A 25088-nucleotide genomic window follows, 5' to 3' on the forward strand; every position below is an offset into this window, starting at 1 on the left:
CTGTCCCCTCTTCCCGGACGACTACGGCCGGTCGACGACCACGATCGAGAGTTCGCCGTCGATCGTGTAGTAGGGCCGCACCCGCAGCATCGGCGCCGGATCCTCCTCGACCAGGTCCAGCTCCACCTCCTGGGCCAGGTGGATCTCCGGATAGTTGTAGGTGCGCTTCTTGTCGACCACGTCGTCGAGGAACCGCCCCAGCCGGACCTCGTCGAGGCCGCCGCGCTGCCGGAGGAGGATGTCCCAGTCCTCGTAGCGGCCCAGTCGGAGGTCGGTCAGCGGCGCCAGCGGCACCACCATGGTCAGGGTCCCGTCGGTCGCCGACGCGACCGGCACGGTGAGCGAGTCCGGCCGGTCACCCCGGCGACGGAGCACCGCGCCGTCCGGAGTGCCCGGCCCGTGCCAGGTGAACGCGATCGTGATGCTCTCGCCGTCGAGAGTGATCCCGCGTACCTCGCCGTGGGCGGTGCGTACCCAACTGCGGACCGCGAGGTAACCGTCGGTGGTGCGATAGGGCACATGCGCCCGCACCCCGGACCGCTCCCCGGTGAGGCCGCCGTCCGACCCGCCGGCGAGGACGCGACTGTCGAGGCGCCGCGGCCGTACCCGGTGCCGCGCCCCCTTCCCGTCCGCCAGGTGGACGTTCCACCGGCCCTCCCCGAGGCCGGCCGCGTCGAGCGTGGCGACGTACCGGAGACCGTCGAGCGACGGGGCCAGCGCGACCTGCACGACCTCCCGGGTGTCGCGGTTGCGCAGCACGACCGACGCGTCGGGCGAACAGGCCGCGGCGTCGAGCGACAGTCGCAGCCCGAGGTCCGGCAGTACCAGGCAGTCGACGACCGGGCTGTCGGCCGGGGCGGAGACCCGCCGGCGAATCGCCTGCTGCAGCCGGGTACTGGTGCCACGGGCCCGCCGGACCCGGGCCAGCCGCACGAGAGCCCCCATGCTGGCCCGCCGGGCGAAATCGTGCCCCGCGATCCCGCGCAGCACCGGATCGGCCAGCGCTCGGACCAGGTCCGGCTCCCGGAGCAGCCCGCCACCTCGGGCGAGGACGGACCGGGTGAGGGCGGTCCTCGGGGTGCGGGGTCGGACCCGCCGGGGCCGGGGCGTATCGCCGCGCCGGCGGGCCAGCACCTCGGCGCAGTGGCGGGCGAACTGGGCGGCCAGGTGGGCCGGATCGAAACGGGCGGAGTTGGCCAGGGCCATCTTGGCCATCCGGACGCGCAGGTCGTCGTCCCGCATCAGCGCGCGCAGCGCGACGACGTACGCGTCGAGGTCGTCACTGGGGACCAGCAGGCCGTCCTCGCGGTCGTCGATGATCTCGCGCGGGCCCACCGGGCAGTCGGTGCTCACCACGGGCAGGCCGAGCCGCATGGCCTCGACGATCGTCATGCCGAACGACTCACGCGCGGAGGAGACGGCGGCGATGCTGCCCTTCACCCACTCGGTCGACATGTCGTCCCGGCGACCCATCAGCTGGACCTGGCCGTAGACGCCAAGCTCCCGGATCAGCGCGGCGAGCGCCGACCGCTGCTCCCCGTCACCGTAGATCCGCAACTCCCAGCCGGGGCAGTCCGCCGCCGCCCGGGCGAAGGCGGTGATCAGCCGGTCGTACCGTTTGATCGGGTCGAGCCGGCCGGCCGCCACCACGATCCGACTCCGTCCGTCAGCGGGCGGCACCCCGGGTGGGGGCGAGCTGTTGGGCAGCACCTCGATCCGGGTGTTCGGCACCGGGTTGCCGGAGTGGAAGGCCGCCGCGTCCGCACTCGTCACCGTGTACGCCAGGTCGATCCGCGAGTAGCACCTGCTGATCTCGGCCTTCAGCTCGTCGTCGATCAGGTCCTGCGTCATGTGCTCCTGCGCGACGCGCACGGCGTGCTCCGGGCCGTGCATGGCCACCGCGAGGTTGAGCCCCGGGCGGGTCCCCACGACGACATCGGCGTCGGTGGACCGGAGGTAGGCGACGATCCGCTCATCGGTCAACCGGCTGTAGTGCAGGTGGAACTCCTCGCTCGCCGGGATGAGTGTCGAGGGCTCCCGGTGCGCCGGATGCGACCGGTCGGGCCGCCGTGGCCTGGTGTCGACCAGCGGTACGACGGTGATCCGGTCGTCGACGTCGAACATGGTCCGGTCGAGCCGGCGGAAGACCGAGGCGACCTCGACCTCGTGACCGTCCTCCACCAGGGCGGTGGCCAGGTTCAGTACCGCTCGGTTCGTGCCACCCACACCGTAGAAATTGTGGATGAGGAAGGAGAACTTCACGGCCGGCCTGCCGACTCGTACGGGCTGGGCACCGGGAAGTACGCCTCGAGGAACGGCTCCAGGATGGCCATCTGTTGCTGGAGCTGCTCGTACGTGGAGAAGGCGTCGTTGATGCAGAAGGTGTCCCAGTCCCGCCGGGCCTCGGCGCGCTTCAGCCGCGCGACGAGATCCGGCACCGCGAGCTGGACGTAGCCGTAGTTGACGTGACCGGGCAGGGCGCGCCCGGTCAGGAATGCGTAGTAGTGGTGCAGGGAGTAGGTGATGGTGAGGTCGGTGGCGCTGCGGAACCTGCTGTGCACCGTCGCGGCGTGCTCCGCGGGGAACTCGCGCTCGATCTCCGCGAGGATGCTACGTCGCAGCGGGTAGGGCACGTGCTGGCTGCCCTGGGTCAGGGTCCGCCCGAACCGCTCCTCGATCAGCCGCCGGTTGTTCTTGATCATCGCGTCGACCGGGCTGTCGAGATCGGTGATCGGGCCGATCGGGATCCGGTTCTGGGACAGGAAGAACTTGGTGTTGCCGTTGGAGAGGAAGAAGGTCTGCGGTGCCAGCGGACGACCGAAGAACATGTCGTCGTTCAGGTAGAGGAAATGCTCGGCGAGGCCGTCGATGTTGTGCAGCTGACTCTCGATGGCGCAGGAGTTGTACGTCGGCAGCGCGCTCCGGTCGGTGAAGATCTCCTCGTGGTTGACCAGGAAGATGTTCCCGGCGCTCAGGTCGAGCCAGGGCGGACACTGCCGGTCGGTGACGATGTAGATGTTGCGGACCCAGGGCGCGTTGAGGTGCAGCGACCGCAGCGAGTACTTCAGCTCGTCCCGGTTGATGTACCGCGACTCGCTGGCGGCCTCGGCGTGGAACGCCTCGCCCTTGACCTCGGCCCGGCGGCGCTGCCACTCCGGGTCCGCGCCGTCCACCCAGGTGTACACGACGTCGATCGGGAAGTCGATGTCGTCCGGGAGGGAGTGGTCGAACTCCGGCCGGGTCCGGAAGCGGCGTCCGGGCTTCGCCGCCGAGGCCAGCCGGGTGAACCGGTGCTCGCCGGTGTCCACCGGCACACCGGCCATCGAGACCGCGGGCACCATCCGGTTGCGCCGCGGCCCGCGGAGCACGCCGGCCTTCCGGTCCGGCCGCCAGAACTCGACCTCGCAGCCGTACGCGGCGCCGAGGACCAGCTTCCCCGCCGGGTCGACCCGGAACCAGGTCAGCTTGAGCGCCCGAGCCGTGTGCAGGTCCGCCCAGGCGATCGGGTCGGCGGCATCCCGCAGGGCACTCACGATCGGCGGTTTCGGCAGCACCTGGCTCACATAACAGGGGCCGGTGGCGCCGAGCTTCTCGAGCGCGCCGAGGGCGGCGACCCGGTCCTCCTCGCTGACCCCAACCACCGGCGTCCGGTCATCCATGCCGCGGACCAGGAAGTGGTCCACGCCGTGCGCCTCCAGCGCCGCCGTCACCGCGGCGACGTTCAACTGACGGGCGAGCAGCGGGGTGAGGTTCGCCTGGACGTGCGCCTGCCGGCGCCCCCCGTCCAGCAGCACCTCGCGGACGTCATCGGTCCCGCCCGGGGGGACGGACGGGTCCAACAGCGGCTCAACGGCCGGGGGCGTGGGGCTCACGGTACTTCCTTCATCGACGTGACCGACGACGCCGAGTGCTTCAGCCGAAGCCTGAGCAGTCCGCCACCGGCGGAGACCGCCAGCACCAGCGGCAGTCCGGCGGAGTCGATCGACAGGGCATGGCTGCCGGCGACCGGGGTGGGCTCCCGCAGCCAGGCGCCGCGCGCCCGGCCGTCGAGCCCCACCCAGTTCACGCTCGTCGCCGACTCGTCGTCGCGGACGGCGACCAGCACCGCACCGGCGTCCGGCACGAAGCGGGCGGCGATCGGGCCCGGCCCGCCGTGGCCGCCGAGGTCGACCAGGCTCGACGGGTCCCACGTCCGGCCGTCGCCGCTGGCGCGGAACGACACGACCGAGGCGGAGTCCCGGCACCGGCAGAACAGCATCCGGCTGCCGTCGGGCAGCCGTACCACCGTGGGTGGGCCGGCGGGCGCCTCGGTGGGCACCACCGAGAACTCGGCGGTGAGTTCCGCGGTGGAGACCAGCCAGCGGGCGATCCCGGCGCGTCCCGCGGCGAGCACCTCGACCGACCCGTCATCCAACGCAACCGCGGTCAGGCCGTCCTGGGTGTCCCGACCGCCGAGGTCCCGCCACGGCGTCCAGGACGAGCCGTCGTACAGCCGCCCGCTCAGCCCCTTGCCGGCGTTCCTGACAAGCACCAGCAGCCGGCCGCCGGGTAGCGGGACGGCCTGCGGCATCCCGATGTTCCGCAGCTTCGCCCGGCCGCTGCGCGCGTTGGGGTTGCCCAGCGATTCCCACTTGACGTCCCGGTAGTCGCCGGAGGCCGGCAACAGGATGGTCCAGAGGTCCCGCACGTGCCGGTCGGGGTCGGCGGTCAGGCCCTGCCGCACGGCGAAGAGACGCCATCCCCCGTCCGCGGTCGGCACGACGTCCACGTGCGGCAGCAGCTTGCGCCCCGGCACCTTCCGGCTCGCGGCGAACTCGCCGGGACGGCCCTCCTGCCAGTGCACGACCTGCCCGCCGCGCACGGCGAAGGCCGAGAGCCTACCGTCGACCCCGGGGCCGGCCCAGGACCGCGAGCCGGGATAGCGCAGCGTGGTGCCGGAGGCGTTGCCACGGCCGATCAGGTCCCCGCTGACCTTTCGGTCGCCGAGGCCGGCGGGATCGCCGCTCGGGCGGCTGTCGGCCCAGCCGTACACGTCCTTGTAGCGCTGCTTGCGGGCGCGCCCTTCGGGGCTGAGGTTGGACGGCCAACGCCGCACGTAGTAGCCGCGGAAGGCCTCGACCGACGTGCGGGCGCCTCCCCCGCGGGCGAACCACCGGGTGGCCGCCTCGTGCGCGAACAGACCGGTGACCGTGTGGGAGATGTGATCCGAGTGGTCCCCCGAGTCCGCGTACCGCGGGTTGGCCCCGTCGTGCACCTGCAGGTCCGGGTCCGGGTCCATCGTCCAGAGCAGGGTCGGGGAGAAGCGCTCCAGCAGCAGCACGAGCGACTCGATCAGGCTCTCCCGGGTGTAGCTGTGCACGCCGGACACCGGCGAGCCGAGCGGGATCATGGTCGGGTTCGACTCCGCCTGCCCGGACCACAGGTGGTGCAGCGCACCGGCGCCGGGGGCGGCGCCCGCCGGGGGCGCGCACCACAGGTTGAGCGACACCAGCCGGATGTGCGGGGCGTCGACCAGGATCGACACGTCCGCTTCGGCGCCATCGGCCAGAACGGTCACCTCGCGGCGCCACTTGGCGTCCCGGTCACCCAGCACCATGTCCGCGTACGCGCTGCGCAGCCCGTTGAAGCGGGCGGCCGCGAAGGCTTCGAAGTTCACGGGGGCGGCGTCGTGTTCCCGGGTGCCACCCGGCGCGTTACGGCCATCGGCCTCACCCGCCGTCAGGCAGACCGTCAGGTGTTCCTCGCTGCTGCGCAGCTGGCTCACCAGCAGCGGGTTGAGGAAGTAGAGGTCGTCGTCCTGGTGCGCCATGATCGCCATCGACCGCGGCGCGCTGGCGCGCTCCGCCCGCCTCATGACGTCGCGCGGAAGGCGGACGGCGCGACGGCGGAGCGCGAGCAGCGACTCGGCCCAGTCGGGGCGATCAGGCATCTGGCGCCTCTCCTAACGTGGCAGCGGTTCCGGTCCCGCGTGGTGGGCCGCCCTCGTCGCCGGCGGCCCGGGCGGCCGCGATGCGGACCGAGGGCAGGGTAGGCGCATCCAGCCGGGGGCTGACCCGCAGGCTGGGCGCGGCCGCCCCGTCCGTCTGCACGCCGACCCGGAGCGACGGCGTCGTCGCCGCGTCCACCTGGTTCCGGTTCCGGTCGGCGCCGCGCGCCCGCCGCCACAGCACCGAGGCCCCGATCCTCCGGCGCTCGGCGACCACGTCGTCGGTCAACTCGAACGGCGCGGGGAAGGGCAGGTAGCGCGGCAGGAAGTCGGCCAGCATCCGCTCCTGCTCCGCGAAGGCCCCCGGATCGGAGTCGGTGTCGTTGAGGCAGAACACGTCACGGTGCCGGCGGGCCAGCAGCTCGGCGAGGCGGGCGGGTGTCGACGGGTGGCCGAGGTCCGCGTACTCGTACTCGATCTCGCCCGGCACCGCCTGCCCGGTGAGGTAGGCCCAGTACTGGTGCAGCGAGGAGGGGATCGACAGGTCACCCTGGTGGCGGAACAGGTGTCCGGCCGTCTCCGTCACCTCCGCCTGGAGCACCTGCTCGATCTGGTACATGATGCTGCGCCGCAGCGCGAACGGCGTGTGCTTCATCTTCTGTGTGATGGTCACACCGAACTGCCGCTGGATGTGCCGGCGGTTGTTCTTGCCGGCGGCGTTCACCGGCGGGTCGCTCGGCCGCGCCTCGCCCAGCCCGAACTGGGCCGGGGAGAGAAAGAACTTGGCGATCCCGTTGGCGTGGAAGAAGTGCGTCGGCAGTAGCGGCCGACCCAGGAAGACGTCGTCGTTGAAATAGAGGAAGTGCTCGGCGAGCCCCGGAATCCGGTGCAGCCGGGACTCGATGGCGTGCGAGTTGAACGACGACCGAACGCCGAGGTCGGCGAAGAGGTCGGCGTGAGTCACCACGGTGACCATGGGGTGGGTCGGGTCGAGCCAACTCGGCAGCTGGCTGTCGGTGACCAGGAAGATCTTCCGCAGCCAGGGCGCGAAGCTGTGCAGCGATCGCATCGCGTACCGCAACTCGTCACGATTGTGGTACCGCGAGGAGTTGGCGGCGACCGCGTGCCGCGCCTCGGGCATGGCCAGCGCACCCATCTTGCGGCGCAGCCATTCCGGATCCGAGCCGTCCACCCAGGTGAAGACGGCGTCGATCGGAAAGCCCACCCGGTCCGGCGCGCGCATGGTGAGATCCCGACGGGTGCGGTACGTGTGGTCGTCCGCCTCCGGAACGAAGTGGCTGATCAGCGCCGCCGCCACGCGCACCGGTTCCGCCCGTGCCGGCGCCTCGTCGACCACCGCGTTGTGTCGAGGCGCGCGAACCACGTCCCCCACCCGCGACCAGAACTCGATCTCGCAGGCGAACTGGGCGCCCAGGACCACGGCCGCCCGGACATCGGTCACCGGAAACCACACCTGGATGACCTCGGTGGGCGCGAGGTCGGGCTGGTTCCGCCCGGGCCGCACCTCGACCACCCGGACGTGCGCGCCGGCGAGCACCGGTGCGGAGCGAACCAGGCGGAGCACCTCGGCCCGCCGGTCCTCCAGCACCGCCACCGAGCTGCGCAGGTAGTCGTCGTTGCGCAGGCAGTGGTGGTCGATGCCGGCTGCGGCGAGGGCCGCGGTGACCGCGGTCAGGTTGCGGTGCCACATCTGCAGCGGCGTCGCCGCGGGCACGACCTCGGCCCGGGTCCGTGCGCCGCCGTCGCTGACGGTCACGAAAGAGCCGACCGGGTGCACGGTGTCACCGCCGCCCGGCAGGGTGAGGCTGCGCACGAGGCTGAGCCGCCGCTCCTGGGGCAGCAGCTTGATCAGTCGGCGCCGCGCTCCCTGCGGTAGGGTGCGGTACAGCTTGAGCGCGATCATAGGAGCGGACCGTCAACGCCGACGGCCGCGGCCTTCGCCGCCACGGTTCAGGACCGGTCAGGTGATGTGGGCAAGGTCCGAGTCGTTGCCCGGACAGACACCGGATCAGCACTCATCGCTGACAGCCTTTCTCATTTCTTCCCCGTTGGCCGCCGGAAAGATCCAGGGTCCAGCACGCGATATGGCGCGGAACCGAGACGTCATCACGGCAGCAAAGCGGGACATTAGCAGTCGTTCACGTCTGGAACATCCACTGTTCATCTTTTTCCCGGCAGCATCCGAACCCTTATGCGGCATTTGGTTGCCCGGCAGACGGTTCACGTTCGGCAAGTAGGCCGTTATGGATGACGGGCCGGTGCCGGATCGGCTGATATCCCGTCCGGGCCGTCCGCGTCCGTCCGGCCACTCCACCCGAGCCGCGGCAGTGGCCCCGCCGTACACCTGGCAGAGTGGCGGGGTGACCTCCCCCGCCGCCCGCCGGACGCTGCGTCCCCCGGCCGGCTACCGACTGGCCGCCTCGGTCCGGGCCCTCACCTTCAGCCCGTACGACCCGTGCGCCCGGATCGCCGCCGGCAGCTTCTGGTGGGCCACGCGCACCCCGGCCGGTCCGGCCACCCTCGCGCTGCGCCCCGCCGCGGGTGAGCTGCTCGCCGAGGGCTACGGCCCCGGGGCGGACTGGGTGATGGAGCGGGCCGACGCGGTGGCCGGGCTCCGCGACGACCTGACCGGGTTCGCCGCGCTGGCCGGCGCGCACCCGCTGGTCGCCCGGCTGGCTCGCGAGCACCACGGGCTGCGGATGCCCGCCACCGGCCAGGTCTTCCCCCGGCTGCTGCGCGCCGTCTTCGAGCAGAAGGTCACCGGCAAGGAGGCGTACCGGGCGTACGCGGCGACCGTGCGGCACTTCCGGGAGCCGGCGCCGGGGCCGCTGCAACCGCTGCTGCTGCCGCCCGAGGCCGCCGCGGTGGCGGCCACGCCGTACTGGGTCTTCCACCCGTTCGGGGTGGAGCAGCGGCGGGCCGACACGCTGCGCCGGGCGGCCGCGGTCGCCGACCGGCTGGAACGCTGCGCCGACGCCGCCGAGGCCACCCGCCGGCTCACCGCGATCGCCGGCATCGGGCCGTGGACCGCCGCCGAGGTGGTCCGGATCGCGTACGGGGACCCGGACGCGGTCAGCGTCGGCGACTACCACGTCCCCAACACGGTGGCCTGGGCCCTGGCCGGGGAGCCGCGCGGCGACGACGCCCGGATGCTGGCCCTGCTGGAGCCGTTCCGGGGGCACCGGGGGCGGGTCTGCGTCCTGCTGGAGGCCGCCGGCATCCAGGCCCCGAAGTACGGGCCGCGCGCCCCGATCCGCTCCTTCGCCGGCTACTGACCGGACGTCGCCGGCGACCGGCCGGTGCAGAGCCGGCGCAGGGTCTGCCCCAGCCACCAGGCGTACGCCTGCTGGACGGCCCGGGCGACCGGCCCGGCGGCGCGCGCGTACCACCGGCCCGGCCGGCTGAACGCGGTCACCTCGAACCAGACCCCGCCGGCGGTCCGGGTGACCAGGAACGCCTCCTCGCCGACCTCCGGGTGCCCGGGCAGGGTGCCGTAGCCGAACCCGGCCCGGTCCGGCTCGTCCACCGTCCAGACCACCTCGGCCGGGCCCCAGATCCGCAGCGGGCCGACGCCGAGCCCGGGGGTGACCCGCACGCCCGCGGCGGCGCGGGGCGCGTCGGTGCGCATGACCACACACGCGGCCCGGTGCAGCCGCCAGCCGAGCACCGCGTCGGCGGCGGTCGGGAAGGCGCCGTCGGGCAGCCGGACCCGGTGGCGCAGGTGGTGGTAGCCGGCCGGCAGGCGTCCGTCGCGGGTCGCCCCCACCTCGGGGTACGTCAGCTCGGGCACGTCGGCCTCCTCCTCGCGGGACACCGCCAGGGTACGGCCGGGCCGGGTGGCCCGCCCGGCGCCGGCCCGCCGGGCTGTGGTGGGCTTGCCGGGTGACCGACGAGCTGATCCTCGCCCCGGCCGGTGTCGCGGACGCCGGCGAGATCCTCACCGTGCAGCGCGCCGCGTACCTGGTGGAGGCGCAGCGCTACCGGGACGTGTTCCTGCCCCCGCTGACCGAGACGCTGGAGGAGGTCCGCGCCGCCCTGGCCGGCCCGACCGTGGTGCTGGCCGCGCGGCTCGGGCCCCGCCTCGTCGGCTCGGTACGCGCCCGGATCGACGGCGACACGGCCCACGTCGGCCGGCTCTCGGTCGCCCCGGACCAGCAGGGGCGCGGCATCGGTGGCCGGCTGCTCACCGCGGTGGAGGCCGCCTGCGCCGGCCGGGTGACCCGGTTCGCCCTGTTCACCGGCGCGGAGAGCGCCGAGAACCTGGGCCTGTACGCGCGGCGCGGCTACCGGGTGGTGGCGCACCGGCCGGACGAGAACGGCAACCGCCTGGCGGTGCTGGAGAAGACGGTCGAGCCGGCGGGCGGGGACGCCTGAGCGGTACCCGGGGCGCGCCGGCGGTCAGCCCCGCTCGCAGCGGCGCCGGAGCCCGTCGGCCTCCTGCCGCAGGTAGCGGCGGATGGTCCGGCCGAGGAGCAGCCCGACCGGCCCGGCCAGCGGCCCGGTCTGCGCCATGACCAGCTCGGCGCGGACCCGCCCGTCGTCCAGCGGGACCAGCCGGTGCTCGCCCCGGCTGTGCACGCCCGGGCTGTCGGACTCCCAGACGAAGGCGTACGGCGGGTCGATCTCGGTGACCCGCCAGACCGCCGGGCGCAGCCGGGGCTGCTCCAGCCGGGCCGACGAGCCGAGGGTGACCGGCCCGGGCGCCAGCCAGCGGGCGGACGTGACCGAGGGCGTCCACTCCGGCCAGCGCTCGACGTCGGTCTGCACGGCCCAGACCCGGTCGACGTCGGCGGCGATCTCGACGGACTCCACGAACCGCATGTCGCATTCCCTCCCCGGCACGATCAGGGTCAGGCTACGCCCGGGATCGACGGCGGGTGATCCCGCTCAGGCCGCCTCGCGGAGGTCGGCCAGGCCGACCGGGGCGTACCGCCGGAGCAGCAGCTCCAGCTCGGCCACCGAGGCCACCTCGCCGACGACGTTGGCGCCGCCGCCGTGCTCGGCCGGGTAGCGGTGCACGAGCCGGTAGCGGTAACGCCCGCGGATCAGTTCCACGCTGACCCGCCAGCGCCCGCAGCATCCGCAGCTCCACTCCGGCACGCCGGGAACCGTAGCGCTGACCTGCGGTTTCATCATCCGGTCGCGGGTGACGAAGGGGCCCGGGACGGGACACGCCGCCCGCCGCCGCCGGTGATCTGCCTCACGACCGTCGGTGGGGTCTGATTGACTGGTCGCCGTGGACCTGCCGATCAATCCGCCGGTCGAGCCGATGCTGGCGAAGAGCGTGCCCCAACTGCCCACCGATCCCGGCCTGACCTACGAACCCAAGTGGGACGGCTTCCGCTGCATCATCTTCCGCGACGGCGACGAGGTCGAGTTGGCCAGCCGCGGCGGCAAGACGATGACCCGCTACTTCCCGGAGGTGGTGGAGCAGGCACGCCGCCAGCTCCCGGAGCGGTGCGCGGTCGACGGCGAGCTGATCGTGATCCGCCGGGACGGCCCCTCGGGCCAGCCGCGGCTCGACTTCGAGCTGCTGGCCCAGCGGATCCACCCGGCCGCGTCCCGGGTGAAGCTGCTCGCCGAGACCACCCCGGCCGACTTCGTCGCCTTCGACCTGCTCGCCCTCGACGACGAGCTGCTCACCGACCAGCCCTACCCGGAGCGCCGGGGCCGGCTGGAGAAGGCGCTGGCCAAGGTCCGGCCGCCGGTGCACGTCACCCAGGTGACCACCGACCCGGCGACGGCCCGGCGCTGGTTCGACGTGTTCGAGGGCGCCGGGCTGGACGGGCTCATCGTCAAGCCGGCCGACCTGCCCTACGAGCCGGGCAAGCGGCTCATGTTCAAGGTCAAGCACGCGCGCACCGCCGACGCGGTGGTGGCCGGCTTCCGTTGGCACAAGTCCGGGCCGGTGGTCGGCTCGCTGCTGCTCGGCCTCTACGACGACGCCGGGGTGCTGCACCACATCGGGGTCAGCTCCTCGTTCACGGCGGCCCGGCGCAAGGAGCTGCTCGACGAGCTGGAGCCCTACCGGGAGGTCGGCGGCGACCACCCGTGGGTGCACGGCGACCACGAGCGGGGGCAGCGCATCCCGGGCGGGGTGAGCCGGTGGACCGGCGGCAAGAACCTGGAGTGGGAGCCGCTGCGCCCGGAGCTGGTGGTCGAGGTGGGCTACGACGCCATGGAGGGCGACCGGCTGCGGCACACCGCCCAGTTCGTCCGCTGGCGCCCCGACCGCGATCCGCGCTCCTGCACCTACGACCAGCTGGAGCGCCCGATCCGCTACGACGTCGACCAGGTGCTGCGCGGGGATCCAGCGGCCGTCGGCGACGAGCGCGGCCCGGCGTAGCCTGGCGGTCCACACGATCATGAAGGGCTCCCACGTGACCCGCTTCTCCGACCGGATCCGCCGCCGGCCCACCCTGGCCGGGTTCGTCGCGGCGCTGGTGCTCACCGCCGGCTGCACGCTCCCGGCGTTCGCGCCGCGGGCCGAGAGCGAGGGCGAGGCGGCCGCCCCGGGCACCGCGCCGACCTGGCGCGCCTGCCCGGAGGTGCCGGACGAGCTGGTCGGGCGGGGCGCGGCGGGCATGCGCTACGACTGCGCCCGGATCGCCGTACCCCGCAACTGGGGCACCGGGGCGGCGACCGGCGCGACCGCCGGGCCGGGCGCCGGGGAGACCTTCGAGATCGCGCTGATCCGGATCCGGTCGAACAAACAGCGCGACCGGATCGGGTCGCTGGTGGTGAACCCGGGCGGTCCCGGCGCGTCCGGCGTGGACACCGCCGTCTACCTCTCCTTCGGGCCGGCGTTCGGCGGGCTGCCGGCCGAGGTGACCGACCGGTTCGACATCGTCGGCTTCGACCCGCGCGGGGTGTCCCGGTCCAGCCCGGTGAAGTGCATCCCCGACGCCGACCTGGACGCCAGCTTCGGCTACGACCCCGACCCGGAGAGCCAGGCGTCCTTCGACGGCTTCGTCGCCCTCAACCGGCGGGTCGGCCAGCGGTGCGGCGAGAAGTACGGCGACCAGCTCCCGCTCTACGGCACCGAGCAGGCCGCGCGGGACATGGACGCGGTACGGGCGGCCGTCGGCGACGAGAAGCTGACCTACCTCGGCTACTCCTACGGCACCCTGCTGGGTGCCACGTACGCCCAGCTCTACCCCCAGCGGGTGCGGGCGCTGGTGCTCGACGGCGCGGTGGACCCGCAACAGAAGCTCATGGCCGGCTCGGAGAGCCAGGCGAAGGGCTTCGAGCGGGCGTTCGACAACTTCTCCCGCTGGTGCGCGGCGAACGCGGGCCGTTGCCCGATCGCGCCGGACGCCCGGGCCGCGGTGACCACCGCCATCGACAAGGCCCGGGTCTCGCCGGTGCGCGGCAGGGACGGCCGGGAGGCTACCGCCGGCTGGGTGTTCTACGCGGTGATCTCCTCCCTCTACACGGAGCAGGGCTGGCAGGAGCTGGCCCGGGCGGTCGACGCGTTGCAGGGCGGTGACCCGACCGGCGTGTTCAAGCTCGCCGACGCGTACGCGGGCCGCGAGGACGACGGGCACTACTCCAACCTGTTCGACGCGAACATGGCGGTGAACTGCGCCGACGAGAGCGAGAAGCCGACCCGGGAGCAGATCCGGTCGCTCCAGTCGCAGTGGCGGCAGAAGTACCCGCTGTTCGGCCCGGCGCTGGCGGTCGGGATGCTCGGCTGCGTGGAGTGGCCCGGCGGGCGGGACCCGTACCCGACCGGTAAGGCGGCCGGCGCGCCGCCGATCCTGGTGGTTGGCACCACCGGCGACCCGGCCACGCCGTACGAGCAGACCGCCGCGCTCGCCTCGATGCTGGGCGTCGGCCGGGTGCTCACCTGGGAGGGCGAGGGGCACACGGCCTACCCGCAGACCGCCTGCGTGACGGCCGCAGTTGACGCCTACCTGATCTCGCTGACGGTTCCCGGAGTGGGGCTGCGCTGCCCGGCCCGCTGAACGGCTGACGGATTCGAGCGATGGGCGTCAACGGAACCGGTCGTACTAGCATGAGCCGGGCCGCGGCGCGCCACGCCAGCGCATGATCACCGTCGGCTGCCAGTCGCTGCCGTGCCGTCCCGCCTCGCCGCCCTACTCGTGAAAGCTCCGCCATGCCAGTCGCAGAGTTGCCCCGCCAAGCCGCCCCGAACGATGGCGGCGCCAGTTCCAGGCCCTCCCGGGACGCCTACTTCGACAACGCGAAGCTCCTGGCCACAGCCCTGGTCGTCCTCGGCCACACCTGGGGCCCGCTCGTCGGCTCCCCGACCGAGATGCGCGGCGTGCGGACCCTCTATCTGCTGGTGTACGCCTTTCACATGCCGCTCTTCGTCATGATCAGCGGCTACTTCTCCCGCTCCTTCGCCCAGGACGCCTCCCATCCCGGCCGGCTGCGCAGGCTCCTCACCAGCACCCTGGTCCCCTACCTGATCTTCGCCACCGCATACCAGCTGTACGACAACTACCGCCGGGACGAGTCCAACCCCATTGACCTGGTCACGCCCTTCTACCTGACCTGGTTCCTGGTGGCCCTGTTCGTCTGGCGGATCTCCGCCCCGCTCTGGCTCAACCTGCGCGCACCGGTCACGGTGGCCACGGGCGTCATGCTCGCCTCGGGCGCCGCCTCACTCTCCGGAGAACTGGACCTGGCCCGCATCCTGCAGTTCCTGCCGTTCTTCGTGCTGGGCCTCACCGTCCGGCGCGAACACCTGGAACGGATCCGCGACACCCGGTGGCTGCGCCCCGTCGCCGTCCTGGTGTTCGCCGCAGCCCTGATCGCCGTTTACCGCTACGCCCCGCAGCTGCCCGCCGGTTGGTTCTATCGTCACAACGGGCACGCACAACTGGATGTCAGCTGGGGCACCTGGGCCATCGGAGCACTCGGCTTGGCGGCGGTCGCACTCGTGCTCAGTGTCGCCTTTCTCGCTCTGGTGCCGGCGAAGCGCAATCTGTTCACCCCGCTCGCCACCGGCACCCAGTACACCTACCTGTTGCACGGATTCATCGTTCAGGTCGCGCTCGCCTACAAGTTTCAGAACTCGCCGTTCGTCAACTCCGTCGCCGGACTACTGACCATCAGTGCTCTCGCCGTCCTCGCGACCGGAATCCTGGCCTCCCCTCCCGTCCGGCGGCTGCTCGGTTGGGCCGTGGAACCGAGGATGGGCTGGGCCTTCACCGACGTGCCGGCGGAGAAGTCCGCCGACACCCGACGCGCGGCGGCCGACGGTACAGCGGCACCCTCACCGGCGTCGTCGGCGCTTACCTGATCTCACTGACCGTTCCCAGGGCGGCGCCGCGCTGCCCGGTCCGCTGACCGGCTCGGGGCGGTCCAGCTCGGGCAGCACGATGCCCTGGCGGGTGGCCATCTCCTCGACCAGCGCCCGCAGCCGCCGTACGTCCGCCTTCAGCTCCTCCTGCTCGGCGTGCTCGAAGGCGTCGTCGTCCACGATCAGCCGGCTGGCGAAGTGCGCGGTGATCAGCGGGATGACCAGCAGCACCATGGTGGAGATCAGCAGCGCGGCGAGGAACCGCCCGGCGAAGGAGGTCGGGGAGATGTCGCCGTAGCCCACGGTGGAGGCGGTCACCACGGCCCACCAGACCGAGTCCGCGGCGCTCTTGTGCTCGGCGTGGCTGTACAGCACGCCGGCCACCACGATCATCAGCAGGTACGAAATGATCAACGTGCGCGGCGAGTTGGCGAACCAGACCAGACCGCGGTAGATCCAGCGGAACGGCAACAGCAGGACGTCCATGGCGCACATGCTGCCCGGTGCCGGCAACCGACGCGTGGGCATCGCCCGGCGTGACTGTGGGAAGCTGCCCGGCGTGACCGATGTGATCTTCCGGGAGGCGGTCCGGGCCGACCTGCCCGCCGTCATCGCCCTGCTCGCCGACGACGTGCTGGGCAAGGCCCGCGACTTCACCGAGGTGGACGAGGCGTACGAGCGGGCGTTCGCCGCCATCGACGCCGATCCGCGCAACCATCTCATCGTCGCGGAGACCGGCGGTGAGCTGGTCGGGTGCCTGCAGATCACGTACATCCCGGGGCTGGGCCGGCACGGCGCCGAGCGGTCGCTGGTCGAGTCGGTCCGGGTCCGCTCCGACCTGCGCGGCCGGGGGCTGGGCCGGCAGATGATGACCTGGGTGATCGACCAGGCCCGGCAGCGGGGCTGCGCGCTGGTGCAGCTCACCACCGACAAGAGCCGCGCCGACGCGCACCGCTTCTACCTGGACCTCGGCTTCGTGGCCAGCCACGAGGGCATGAAGCTGGCGCTCTGACGGGGTAGCTTGACGGCGATGGCCGCATCCGGTGCCCCACTGTCCCGCCGACGGCGGGTCGGGGTCGCCGTGCTCGGCGCCGGCGTGCTCGCCATCCTCACCGCGGCGGCGCTGCCGGCCTGGCGCACCGTCTACCCGGACCGGGTCGCCCTGCGGTCAGGCCGGGAGTTGCTGTGGGTCGTGCTGCCGTGGGCGCTGGTGTGCGGCCTGGTCGCCGTGGTCGCACTGGCCCGGGTCGGCCCGTCCCGCTGGCTGTGGCGTGATGTCAGCCGCGGGCTCCTGATCTCGACCGTGCTCGCCGGCGCCGCCGTCACCGCCACCTGGTGGTTGTTCTCCGCCACCGACGCGTACGCGCGGGAGGACGGGATGGTGTCGACCGGCCCCGGCCCGGGGAGGTGGCTGGCGCTGCTCGGCTGCCTGCTCGTCCCGCTGGCGGGAGCGCTGCCGGACGATCCCTCCCCCGGCCGGGGGAGCTGACTCCCCGCTCGCGGGGAGGACCCGGGCCGGGCCGCTCGGCAGGCTGGAGGCAGTTTTCCAGCACCGGGGAGGCCAGATGACCACCGTCACCGTCCACCGTCGCGCCGGCCGTCCCGCGCCGGCCTGGGCGGTCCGCGTCGCCCACCTGATCCCGCTCGTCGTCCTGCCGTCCGGGCTGTGGCGGCTCGCCTTGGTCGCCGGCCTGCCGATCGGCGCGTCGGCGTACGGCGCCCCGGTCGATCCGGGCCTCGGCGAGAGCGTCTACATCGTCTCGCTGAGCCTCGTCTCGGAAGGGCTGGCGCTGCTCGCGCTCGGCCTGGTCCGCCCGTGGGGCGAGGTGTTCGCGGGCTGGCTGCCGCTGGTCGGCGGCCGGCCGGTACCGCCCCGGTTCGCGGTCACCGCCGCCACCACCGGCGCCGTCGCGCTCACCCTGATCTGGGGGTACGCCGCCTGGGGCGTGGTCGTGGACGGCAACGACCTGGCCTTCTCCCCGCCCGGCTTCGCCCTCCTGCTGGCCTGCTACGCCCCCCTCCTCCTCTGGGGCCCCCTGCTCCTCCTGCTCGCGTTCTCCTACCACCAGCGCCACCGACCCGCCCGCCCCGGCGCGGTCGATCATGAAGTTGTCGCCACCCGGCACCGCGTGTCGTGACGACAACCTCATGATCAACGGGGGCGGGGCGGGAGGGCGGAGGGGTCAGTCGGTCACCAGGCGGCCGTCGCGAAGGGTCAGGGTGCGGTCGGCCATGTCGAGCAGGGCGGGGTCGTGGGTGGCGACCAGGGCGGTCATGCCGCGGGCGTGCACCACGGCGCGGAGCAGGTCCATGATGGAGCGGCCGGTCTCCGAGTCGAGCTGGCCGGTCGGCTCGTCGGCGATGAGCAGGTCCGGCTCGTTGGCCAGGGCCCGGGCCACCGCCACCCGCTGCTGCTGGCCGCCGGACAGCTCGTACGGGCGCTGCGCGGCGTGCCCGCCCAGGCCGACCAGCTCCAGCAGCACGGCCACCCGCTGCTCCCGTTCGGCGGCCGGCACCTTGGCCAGCCGCAGCGGCACCCCGACGTTCTCCGCCGCGGACAGGATCGGCACCAGGCCGAAGGTCTGGAAGACGAACCCGACCGTGCCCCGGCGCAGCGCCAGCAGCTCCCGCTCGCTCGCCGCCGTCACCTCGTGCCCGGCCACCCGCACCCGCCCGCTGTCCGGCCGGTCCAGCCCGCCGACCAGGTTCAGCAGGGTGGTCTTGCCGGCCCCGGAGCGGCCCCGCACCGCGACCAGTTCGCCCCGCCCGGCCGTGAAGGAGACGTCCCGCACGGCGTGCACCGCGTGCTCGCCCCTGCCGAAGGTGCGGCTCACCCCCTCGACCCGGACCACCTCGTCGACGGCGACGCGGGCCGGCGGCGCGGTCAGCTGCTCGGTCATCACTCACTCTCCTCGGCGTGCGCCCGGTCGCCCGGCCGCACCTCGACGTGGTCGGGTTCCAGGTTGAGCCGGACCCGGTCGCGCAGGGACAGGGCGTCCACGAAGGACGCCGGCAGCTGCATCCGGCCGGTCCGGTCGAGCACCGCGTACTCCTCGCTGACCAGTTCGGTGCTGCCGTCGGCGGCGACCCGGGCGGTGCGGCGTACCTCGGAGGAGGTCCGGCCGTCGCGGATCGCGACGGTCCGGCGGACCTGGCCGGCCACGGCGTGGTCGTGGGTGACCACCACGATGGTGACGCCCAGTTCGGCGTTGATGGTGCGCAGCGCGGCGAAGACCTCGGCGCCGGTGGCCTCGTCCAGCTCACCGGTCGGCTCGTCGGCGAAGAGCACCTCCGGGTCGTTGGCCACCGACACGGCCACCGCGCAGCGCTGCTGCTCGCCGCCGCTCATCTGGCCGGGGCGGCGGTCCGCGCAGTAGCCCACCCCGACCAGGTCCAGCAGCTGGCGGGCCCGTTCCCGCCGGGCCCGCCGGGAGCGGCCGCCGGCCAGCTTCATGGGCAGCTCGACGTTCTCCAGCGCGGTCAGGTACGGCAGCAGGTTCCGGCCGGTCTGCTGCCAGACGAAGCCGACCACCTGGCGGCGGTAGGCGAGGCGGCGCCGGCTCGACAGGGCGAGCAGGTCGTAGTCGGCGACCCGGGCGATGCCGGCGGTCGGGGTGTCCAGCCCCGAGAGGATGTTCAGCAGGGTCGACTTGCCGGACCCGGAGGCGCCGACGATCGCCACCAGCTCGCCCCGGTCGATGACCAGGTCGAGGCCCTGGAGGGCGACCACCTCCACCCCCTCGGTCTTGAAGATGCGGACCAGCCCGTCGCAGACGATGTGCCCGCGCAGCCGGTCCCGGCCGCCGGCCCGTTCGGCGGCGCGCTCCGCCGCGCGCTGCTGAAGGGCGGCCAGGTCCGGTACGGCGGACGCCTCGGCGATCGCGGTCATCTCAGCTCTCCTCTCCGAGCCGGAGCACCTCGCCGAGGCGCATCCGACGGTTGTTCAGGGCCTCGACGGCGACGGCGAAGCCGAGGGCCAGCACGGCGAGGCCCAGCACCCCGGCCACCAGGCCGGGTTCGAAACGCGCCCGCACGGCCACCCCGCCGGTGAACGCGGGCAGGCCGAGCACCGGGGTGAGCAGCACCGGCAGCAGCGCGCCGACCACCGCACCGGTGAGCACGGAGACCAGCACCAGCGGGGTCAGCTCCACCAGCAGCAGCCCCCGCCACTGCCGGCGGGACAGGCCCATGGTGCGCAGCCGGGACAGCACCTGCCCGCGGCCGCGCGCCCCGGCCAGCACGGCGAAGGCCAGCGCGAGCAGGCCCAGCACGCCGCCGCCGACCGCGCCGATGGCGAAGCCGAAGACCAGCAGCCCGTTCACCCCGCTGCCGCCCAGCTCGGCGCGGACCGCCGAGCGGGTGGTCACCGTGGGCTGGCGGGGCCGCTCCCCGCCGCTGACCGTCCCGGCGCGCTGGTAGCGCTGCTGCCCCTCGTCGACCACCCGGCTCACCGCGGCCGGGTCGACCCGGTCCCCGGCGAGCAGGAAGCCGGTGGGGGCGAGCGGGTGCGGGGCGTCCGCCGGGAGGGCCGGCCAGGGCAGCACCACGAACCGGGTCACGTCGCGGTCGACCAGCGGGAACTCCTCGACGGTGGCGGCGGTGCGCATCGGCAGCCGGTTGCCCTGCACGTCCAGCCAGGCGGGACGCCGGCCGGCCGGGTCGGCCAGCCCGGCGTCCGCGAACTCGTCGGCGAGCGCCGGCGAGACCAGCGCCGGCAGCGGGGTGGTCCCGTCGGTGGTGGCGCGCAGCGGGTCGGGGACGGTCACCGGGACACCCGCGCGGCGGGCCACCTCGGCGAACCGGGCGAGGTCGACCAGCACCACCCGGGTCTCGCCGATCCCGCCGAACCGGCCGGCCTGGTCGACGTACGGGCGCTGGCCGGACTCCACCAGCAGCGGGGCGACGGCGCGGACGCCGGGCAGCGCGGCGAGCGCCTCCGTGGTGTCCGGGGCGAACCGCTCCCCGTCGACCCGGACGTCCCCGGGCACGGCACGGGCGGCGGCCCGGTCCCGGCCGTTCTCGATGCCGGCCGCGACCACCCCGCAGAACGCGGCGGTCGCCACGGCCAGCACCACCACGACCAGCGGGCCGGTGGTGGCGGCCCGGCCGGCACGGGCGGTGCCGAGGAAGGCGACGCTGCCCCGGGCCCGGGCGGCGGCCCGGCTGAGCAGCCGCAGCGGCCACGGGTACGCCCGCAGCGCGACCAGCGCCGCGGCGACCGCCAGCAGCACCGGCACCGAGACCAGCAGCGGGTCCACCGACCCGTCGAGGATGAGGCCCCGCCGGCGCAGCAGGAACGCGCCGAGCGCGGCGACCGCGAGCACGGTCGCCTCGACGGTGAGCCGCACGGCAGGAGACCGGGCGCCGACCAGGTCGGTCCGGCCGCCACCGCCCCGGCCGGCGGTGAGCGCGGCGAGCGGCGGGACCAGGGTGGCGAGCAGCGCGGCGAGCAGCACCCAGCGCAGCTCGCTGCCGCTGCCGGGGAACAGCCCGCCGAGCAGCCAGCCCACACCAGCCGCGAGGGGCAGCACCAGCAGCGACTCGGCGAGGCCGCGGCCCAGCACCGCGGTGGTCGCCCCGCCCCGGGCGCGCAGCAGCGCGTACTCGCCCTGGCGGCGGCGCGCGGCGAGGCGGGCGGCGAGCAGGATCAGACCGGCCAGCGTGGCCAGCAACCCGGCCGCGATGACGGCGAGCAGCGTACGGGCGGCGGCGAGCGACTCGGCGAACTGGCGCAGGGGGATGTCGAAGCCCTGGGTCAGGGTGAGCCCGGCGGGCCGGGTCCGCTGCATCGCGGCCAGCCCGTCGACCAGAGCGGTGAGCTGCCCCGGGGTGACCCGGTCGGCGGCCACCCGGTAGCGCCAGCCGAAGGTGACCGGCCAGCCGGCGGTGGCGGCCGTGTCGAAGCCGGCCTCGGAGGTGTACCCGACGGACAGGAACGGCTGCCCGTCGCCCGTGGGCGCGGCGAGCCGCAGCATCGACGGCAGCGCATCCCAGATCCCGGCGTGCGGGTCGGTGGGCCGGAACACGCCGACCAGGGTCACGGTGCGACGCCGCAGCGGGTTGCCGTCCTCGTCGAGCACGGAGAGGGCGAAGGTGCTGCCGGCGCGGATCCCGAGCGGGCCGGCCACGGTGTCGGCCAGGGCCACCTCGATGACTTCGCCGCGACCGGTGGCACCGGCCGGCCAGCGCCCGTCGACAAGGGTGGCCGCCTCGGGCAGCCCGGTCATCGTGCGCAGGCTGAGATCGATCAGCCCCTTGTCGGCGCTCAGGGTCGGGCCGGTCAACCGGGAGAACGCGGTCTGCGCCGCGTACCACCGTTCGCCGATGGTCCGCCGCACGGCCTGGGGCATCCGCGCCTCGACGGTGGCCAGCTCGGCGGCGCGGGTGGCGGCGACCCGGGAGGCGGTCTGCGGCACGACCACCTGCTCGGTGGTGTACGTCAGGTCGCGCAGCGCCACCGGCTGGGCGGCCACGTGCTCCCGCAGCCCCTGCCCGGTGAGCCGGTCGGCGACCCGGGGCACCGCGGTGATCAGCAGCGCGGTGACCAGGGTCAGGACGGCGAGCAGCAGGAAGTGCCCTCCGTACGCCCGGACCCGCCGCGGCGCACCTGACGGACTCATCGTTCTCCCCCGATCCGGAGCTGTGCGGCGGACACCCGACGCCGGATGCCGGTGGTGATGAGGGCGGCGAAGGCCAGCGCGGCCAGCAGCAGCCCGGCGGCGGTGAGCCCGACCGGCGACCACGGCACGGTGAACACCGCCTCGGGCACGGGCCGGCCGGCGGCCGGGGTGAGGATCACCAGCGGCACCATGGTGGCCGCGACGCCGGCGCCCACGAGCAGCCCGACGCCGACGCCGATGCCGGCCAGGAACGCCTGCTCGGCGAGGAGCGCGCGGGCCAGCAGGCGGGCGTTCGCGCCGAGGGTGTTCAGCACGGCGAACTCGGCGAGCCGGTGCCGGGTGGTGGCCCAGACGTCCACGGCGAGGCCCACCAGGGCGAGCAGCACCGAGCCGAGCGCGGCGGCGAGCAGCCCGGTGCGGGCACCCCGCCAGTACGGGTCGCGGGCCGCCTCCGCCGCCACCTGCCGCCGGTCGAGCAGCGTGGTGCCGCCGAACCCGGCCAGGTGCTCCGCCGCGGCGGCGTGGCCGCCCGCGCCGGCGCCCAGCCACCACTCCGCCACCGGGCGGATCGTGCCCTGCTGCCGCACCAGCAGGTTGGTGGCGGCGGGCAGGTCCAGCAGCACGCCGTCGGCGGCGGTGCCGGGTACGGCGGCCACCTGGCCGACCACCTTCACCGGCAGCGACACGCCGGACAGCGGCAGGGTCACGGTGTCGCCGATGCGGACGTTCAGCGCCGCGGCGGCGCCGGGTGTGACCAGGGCGGGCACGGGCGGGTCGTCCGCGGCGGGCACCACGGCGAACCGGGACGAGGGTTGGCGCGCGAACTGCAGGGCGCCGGCCGGCAGGTCGATGCGGTGGATGACGTCGAGTCCGGTCCCGGTGACTCGGGCCGAGCCGCCCGGCCCCTGCGCCGTGGTGACCCGCCAGCTGCCGCCGACCGGCAGCGGCAGTGGCGCGCCGCCGGCGTCGGTGAGCCGCAGCCCGGTGATCTGCAGCTGGTAGGTGAAGCCGACCGCCGCGCCTCCGTCGGACTCGAACCCGGCCAGCCGCAGCGGGGCGCCGCCGGTCTCGGGCAGCGGCACGGCGAAGCGCACCGGGCCGTCGCCCTCGGTAACCGCCAGCGGCACCCGCCAGGCGACGCCGCTGTCGGTCGTGAGCAGCGCGGACACGGCCACCTGCGGGATCGAGAACGGGGTGTCGACCGGGGCGCGGACAGTGCCGGCGAGGGTGTGCGCGCCGGCCGGCAGGACCGTCCCGGCGGGCGCGACCCGCCCCTTGACCAGCCGGTCCAGCAGGGCGGCGGTGGACGCCCCGCCGGCCGCGTCGTCGAGGGTGAGGACCCCGGTCGCGGCGGCGGCGTCGAGGCCCACCACGGTGGCCGGCCGGTCGTCGCGGCCGAGCCGGACGTCGTCCCGCCACGCGGGCAGCACCCGGTCCAGCCCGGCCGTCGCGGTTAACCGGGCGAGCCGGTCCGCGGGCGCGTCGCCGTTCCGCTCGACCAGCCGCAGGTCGGCGCCGACGGTGTGCCGGGCCTGGTCGCGCTGCGACCGTTCCCAGGAGGCGACGAGCGACCAGGCCAGGGTGCTGCCGCCCACGGCGAGGGCGAGCAGCAGCACCGGACCGGCGTGCGGCCGGCGGCCGGCCTGCCACATGCCGAACATGGTGGCGTTCCACGGCCGCCGGTCGACGAAGCGTTCGGCGACCCGCGTCGCCGGGGGCAGCAGCCGCAGCGCGATCACCGCGCCGGCCAGCACGCCGATGGTGGGCGCGGCGGCGAGCAGCGGGTCGATGCCGAGCCGCCCGCCGGCTCCGGCCAGCGGCGACGAGTACTGCCGCAGCTGGGTCCAGGCGAGCACGGCCAGCGCGACCAGGGCCAGGTCGACACTGGCCCGCTGCACGGCCGCGCCGCGGGTGGGGCGGGACCGGGCCGCCATGTCGGCGACGTAGGTGCCGGCCCGGCGCAGCGCCGGCAGCACCATGGCGAGCAGGCAGCCGATCGCGGTGGCGACGGCGACCACCCAGAGCCGGGCGGCCCCGCCGTCGGCCAGCCGCAGGTCCCCGCCGAGCCGGTGCACGGCCTGCCCGGTCAGCGCCGGGGCGAGCAGCACGGCCGGCGCCACGACCAGCGTCGCCTCGCGTACGGCGAGACCGGCCAGCTGGCCGCGGGCGGCGCCACGGGCGCGCAGCAGCGCGGTCTGCGCCCGGCGGTCCTCGTTGAGCAGCGCGGCGACCAGCACCAGCGCGTACCCGCCGAGCACCACGATGAGCAGCAGCGGGGTGAGCAGGGCGGACCGGCCGACGAGGTCGGCCCGGCCGAGCCGGTCGACCAGGCGGTCCAGCTGGCTGACGGTCTGCGCGGAGGAGCCGAGCCCGGTGGCGTCGGGGATCTCCTCGGTGACGGTGGCCACGGCGGCCGTGACCCCGGTCAGCCGGCTCGGTTCGACCACGGCGAGGTCGGGGGCGACGAGCCAGGCGGCCGAGGTCGAGCCCGGGAAGGTGTGCGCGAAGTCGGCCGGGTCCAGCACGAACGGACCGTACGAGGTGTCCCCGCCGTCGCCCTGGCTCGCGCCGACGCCCGGGGCGAGCCGCCAGTACGCGTCGGCCGGATCGCGGGGTCGCCAGGTGCCGGCCAGCACCACGGCGCCGGCCCGCTCGGCGCTGCGGTCGTAGAGCGGCACCCGCTCACCGACCCGCAGGCCGAGCTGGCCGGCGATCTTCTCGGGGAGGGTGACCTGCAACGGTGTCGCGCCGGGGGCCGGCCAGGACCCGCCGGTCAGCTCGGCGTGCGCCGGCAGGTCGCTCAGCATGGCGAGGCTGGCGAACATGGGGTCGTCGTCGGTGCGGGCGGGACCGAGGTCGCCGGTCAGCTCCCGCCCGGTGCCGTAGCGGGCGGCGGCCACGGTGACCGGCACCCCGCCCAGCCCGTCGGCGAACTGGGCGCGGACCGCGCGGTCCCGGTCGGCGTACGCGGCGGCGTCCTGCCCGCCGGAGCCGCTGACCAGCAGGCTGCGCTCCTCGGCCGGGGCGGCGTCGACCACCGCCCGGGCGCCCGCGTCGACGGCCCGGCGGTTGTAGTCGGAGAGCCCGGTGACCAACGCGACCGCGACCAGGGCCGCGACCGCGGCGGCGAGCAGCAGTCCACGAGCCTCGACCGCCCGCCTCCACACCAGCTTCATCCGACGTCCTCTCCTGGCCCCGGCGGGCCGATGACCAGGTAGACCCGTCGGGGGGCGGGAAAGGTTCGCGCGCG

At 74.4% G+C, this 25088-nt stretch carries 20 protein-coding genes; 8 read left to right on the forward strand and 12 right to left on the reverse strand.

Features of this window, described 5'->3' with window-relative positions:
- Positions 1-21: 21 nt before the first annotated feature.
- The 4 genes from IEY96_RS05265 to IEY96_RS05280 are packed head-to-tail and all read right to left on the reverse strand — an operon-like array spanning position 22 to position 7850.
- Positions 22-2262, reverse strand: a complete 2241-nt coding sequence (locus IEY96_RS05265; RefSeq protein ID WP_189193672.1) for a glycosyltransferase family 4 protein — start codon at positions 2260-2262, stop codon at positions 22-24.
- Complete coding sequence (locus tag IEY96_RS05270) at positions 2259-3872, reverse strand: stealth family protein (RefSeq protein ID WP_229791408.1); 1614 nt, start codon at positions 3870-3872, stop codon at positions 2259-2261. Before IEY96_RS05270 ends, IEY96_RS05265 begins: the two co-directional genes overlap by 4 nt.
- Entirely contained in the window at positions 3869-5929 is a 2061-nt protein-coding gene (locus IEY96_RS05275; RefSeq protein ID WP_189193673.1) for a PIG-L family deacetylase, read from the reverse strand. Before IEY96_RS05275 ends, IEY96_RS05270 begins: the two co-directional genes overlap by 4 nt.
- A complete protein-coding gene (locus IEY96_RS05280) occupies positions 5922-7850 on the reverse strand; it encodes a stealth family protein (RefSeq protein WP_229791409.1) in 1929 nt (642 codons plus the stop codon). The genes IEY96_RS05275 and IEY96_RS05280 overlap by 8 nt, the downstream gene beginning before the upstream one ends.
- 457 nt (positions 7851-8307) lie before the next feature.
- On the opposite strand from IEY96_RS05280, the gene IEY96_RS05285 reads away from it, so the two are divergent.
- On the forward strand, positions 8308-9222 hold the full coding sequence (locus IEY96_RS05285) for a DNA-3-methyladenine glycosylase family protein (protein WP_189193674.1): 915 nt from the start codon (positions 8308-8310) through the stop codon (positions 9220-9222).
- Here IEY96_RS05285 and IEY96_RS05290 read toward each other — a convergent pair.
- Positions 9216-9761 (reverse strand): DUF1990 domain-containing protein, encoded by a 546-nt coding sequence (locus IEY96_RS05290; protein WP_229791410.1) that lies wholly within the window; start codon positions 9759-9761, stop codon positions 9216-9218. The genes IEY96_RS05285 and IEY96_RS05290 overlap by 7 nt on opposite strands.
- Before the next feature lie 68 nt (positions 9762-9829).
- Between IEY96_RS05290 and IEY96_RS05295 the strand changes: the two genes are divergently transcribed.
- A complete protein-coding gene (locus IEY96_RS05295; RefSeq protein ID WP_189193675.1) occupies positions 9830-10321 on the forward strand; it encodes a GNAT family N-acetyltransferase in 492 nt (163 codons plus the stop codon).
- 24 nt (positions 10322-10345) lie between these two features.
- Here IEY96_RS05295 and IEY96_RS05300 read toward each other — a convergent pair whose 3' ends face one another.
- Together IEY96_RS05300 and IEY96_RS05305 are read right to left on the reverse strand one after the other, a co-directional pair.
- The gene (locus tag IEY96_RS05300) at positions 10346-10768 is read right to left on the reverse strand and encodes an SRPBCC family protein (protein WP_189193676.1); all 423 of its coding nucleotides are present in this window, start codon (positions 10766-10768) and stop codon (positions 10346-10348) included.
- 66 nt (positions 10769-10834) lie between these two features.
- The gene (locus tag IEY96_RS05305) at positions 10835-11047 is read right to left on the reverse strand and encodes a hypothetical protein (RefSeq protein WP_091311643.1); all 213 of its coding nucleotides are present in this window, start codon (positions 11045-11047) and stop codon (positions 10835-10837) included.
- Positions 11048-11183: 136 nt separating this feature from the next.
- Between IEY96_RS05305 and IEY96_RS05310 the strand changes: the two genes are divergently transcribed.
- From IEY96_RS05310 to IEY96_RS05320, 3 genes are all read left to right on the forward strand, one after another.
- Positions 11184-12293, forward strand: coding sequence for an ATP-dependent DNA ligase (locus IEY96_RS05310; protein WP_189193677.1), 1110 nt, complete (start codon positions 11184-11186; stop codon positions 12291-12293).
- A gap of 34 nt (positions 12294-12327) precedes the next feature.
- Complete coding sequence (locus IEY96_RS05315) at positions 12328-13914, forward strand: alpha/beta hydrolase (protein WP_189194245.1); 1587 nt, start codon at positions 12328-12330, stop codon at positions 13912-13914.
- Between the two features lie 152 nt (positions 13915-14066).
- Complete coding sequence (locus IEY96_RS05320; RefSeq protein WP_189193678.1) at positions 14067-15218, forward strand: acyltransferase family protein; 1152 nt, start codon at positions 14067-14069, stop codon at positions 15216-15218.
- Here IEY96_RS05320 and IEY96_RS05325 read toward each other — a convergent pair.
- The gene (locus tag IEY96_RS05325; RefSeq protein WP_189193679.1) at positions 15192-15704 is read right to left on the reverse strand and encodes a potassium channel family protein; all 513 of its coding nucleotides are present in this window, start codon (positions 15702-15704) and stop codon (positions 15192-15194) included. The two genes, IEY96_RS05320 and IEY96_RS05325, sit on opposite strands and share 27 nt — an antisense overlap.
- Before the next feature lie 73 nt (positions 15705-15777).
- Here IEY96_RS05325 and IEY96_RS05330 point away from each other — a divergent pair, with 73 nt between their 5' ends.
- The 3 genes from IEY96_RS05330 (at position 15778) to IEY96_RS05340 (ending at position 17356) form a co-directional block, all read left to right on the forward strand.
- Positions 15778-16230 carry a GNAT family N-acetyltransferase gene (locus IEY96_RS05330; RefSeq protein WP_189193680.1) on the forward strand — a complete coding sequence of 151 codons (453 nt, stop codon included), beginning with the start codon at positions 15778-15780 and terminating at the stop codon, positions 16228-16230.
- Between the two features lie 18 nt (positions 16231-16248).
- Complete coding sequence (locus IEY96_RS05335; protein WP_189193681.1) at positions 16249-16707, forward strand: hypothetical protein; 459 nt, start codon at positions 16249-16251, stop codon at positions 16705-16707.
- 76 nt (positions 16708-16783) lie between these two features.
- Complete coding sequence (locus IEY96_RS05340) at positions 16784-17356, forward strand: hypothetical protein (RefSeq protein WP_189193682.1); 573 nt, start codon at positions 16784-16786, stop codon at positions 17354-17356.
- A gap of 45 nt (positions 17357-17401) precedes the next feature.
- Here the strand turns inward: IEY96_RS05340 and IEY96_RS05345 are convergent, their stop codons facing one another.
- The 4 genes from IEY96_RS05345 to IEY96_RS05360 are packed head-to-tail and all read right to left on the reverse strand — an operon-like array spanning position 17402 to position 25014.
- Positions 17402-18118 (reverse strand): ABC transporter ATP-binding protein, encoded by a 717-nt coding sequence (locus IEY96_RS05345; RefSeq protein ID WP_189193683.1) that lies wholly within the window; start codon positions 18116-18118, stop codon positions 17402-17404.
- Entirely contained in the window at positions 18118-19107 is a 990-nt protein-coding gene (locus tag IEY96_RS05350; RefSeq protein WP_189193684.1) for an ABC transporter ATP-binding protein, read from the reverse strand. Before IEY96_RS05350 ends, IEY96_RS05345 begins: the two co-directional genes overlap by 1 nt.
- Position 19108: 1 nt before the next feature.
- Positions 19109-21838, reverse strand: coding sequence for an FtsX-like permease family protein (locus IEY96_RS05355; protein WP_189193685.1), 2730 nt, complete (start codon positions 21836-21838; stop codon positions 19109-19111).
- A complete protein-coding gene (locus tag IEY96_RS05360; protein ID WP_189193686.1) occupies positions 21835-25014 on the reverse strand; it encodes an FtsX-like permease family protein in 3180 nt (1059 codons plus the stop codon). The genes IEY96_RS05355 and IEY96_RS05360 overlap by 4 nt, the downstream gene beginning before the upstream one ends.
- Between the last annotated feature and the right edge of the window lie 74 nt (positions 25015-25088).

This window comes from Micromonospora fulviviridis (assembly GCF_014648395.1).
Classification (GTDB): domain Bacteria; phylum Actinomycetota; class Actinomycetes; order Mycobacteriales; family Micromonosporaceae; genus Micromonospora; species Micromonospora fulviviridis.

Excerpts from the sequence above, each read along its gene's own strand:
- IEY96_RS05275 (WP_189193673.1), bottom strand. The coding sequence starts at position 5,929 with ATGCCTGATCGCCCCGACTGGGCCGAGTCGCTGCTCGCGCTCCGCCGT.
- IEY96_RS05280 (WP_229791409.1), bottom strand. The coding sequence starts at position 7,850 with ATGATCGCGCTCAAGCTGTACCGCACCCTACCGCAGGGAGCGCGGCGC.
- IEY96_RS05300 (WP_189193676.1), bottom strand. The coding sequence starts at position 10,768 with ATGCGGTTCGTGGAGTCCGTCGAGATCGCCGCCGACGTCGACCGGGTC.
- IEY96_RS05320 (WP_189193678.1), top strand. The coding sequence starts at position 14,067 with ATGCCAGTCGCAGAGTTGCCCCGCCAAGCCGCCCCGAACGATGGCGGC.
- IEY96_RS05325 (WP_189193679.1), bottom strand. The coding sequence starts at position 15,704 with ATGGACGTCCTGCTGTTGCCGTTCCGCTGGATCTACCGCGGTCTGGTC.
- IEY96_RS05335 (WP_189193681.1), top strand. The coding sequence starts at position 16,249 with ATGGCCGCATCCGGTGCCCCACTGTCCCGCCGACGGCGGGTCGGGGTC.
- IEY96_RS05340 (WP_189193682.1), top strand. The coding sequence starts at position 16,784 with ATGACCACCGTCACCGTCCACCGTCGCGCCGGCCGTCCCGCGCCGGCC.
- IEY96_RS05345 (WP_189193683.1), bottom strand. The coding sequence starts at position 18,118 with ATGACCGAGCAGCTGACCGCGCCGCCGGCCCGCGTCGCCGTCGACGAG.
- IEY96_RS05350 (WP_189193684.1), bottom strand. The coding sequence starts at position 19,107 with ATGACCGCGATCGCCGAGGCGTCCGCCGTACCGGACCTGGCCGCCCTT.
- IEY96_RS05355 (WP_189193685.1), bottom strand. The coding sequence starts at position 21,838 with ATGAGTCCGTCAGGTGCGCCGCGGCGGGTCCGGGCGTACGGAGGGCAC.
- IEY96_RS05360 (WP_189193686.1), bottom strand. The coding sequence starts at position 25,014 with ATGAAGCTGGTGTGGAGGCGGGCGGTCGAGGCTCGTGGACTGCTGCTC.